The organism is Alteromonas sp. S015 (assembly GCF_036864485.1).
GTDB lineage: Bacteria > Pseudomonadota > Gammaproteobacteria > Enterobacterales > Alteromonadaceae > Alteromonas.
On record NZ_JAZETO010000027.1, the window covers coordinates 1 to 600 of the forward strand.

The 600-nt window shown below is 39.8% G+C and carries 1 protein-coding gene; it reads left to right on the forward strand.

Going from position 1 to position 600, the window contains the following annotated elements:
- Nucleotides 1–42: 42 nt before the first annotated feature.
- A partial coding sequence (locus tag V7R42_RS19880; protein ID WP_334022398.1) for a GNAT family N-acetyltransferase occupies nt 43–600 on the forward strand: 558 nt, incomplete at its 3' end.

Consider the following 600-nt stretch of genomic DNA (forward strand, 5'->3'; position numbering starts at 1 on the left):
GTTAGCTGTTTTCATTAAAGTCAGGCATACATGGAGAGTAAAATGTGGTTTAACGACGTAGAGTTAGCAACTGAAAATGTAAAACTCGTGCCCTTAACTATGGAGCACAAATATTCATTAGTGGAAGCGGCAAGCGATGGTGAACTTTGGAAGTTATGGTTCACATCTGTGCCAAATGCAGAAAGTATTGCTGATTACATTTACACAGCTCTAGACCAGAAAGCCAAAGGGTTATCTTTGCCTTTTGTCGTTATTTCTAAATCAAGCGGTAAGGTCATCGGTTCAACTCGTTTTTGCAATGCAGACTCAGTTAATCAGCGGGTAGAAATTGGTTACACTTGGTACAGTAAAAGTTATCAAAAAACATCATGTAACACCGAGTGCAAATTACTTCTTCTAACTCACGCTTTTGAAAGTCTCGATGCTATTGCAGTAGAACTAAGAACAAGTTGGCATAATCAAGCTTCGAGAGCAGCGATTGCTCGTTTGGGAGCGAAGCAAGATGGAGTACTTAGAAATCATCAGAAAATGCCAAATGGTGGTTATCGAGATACTGTTGTGTTCTCAATCATCAATACTGAATGGCTCTCAGTCAAAGCG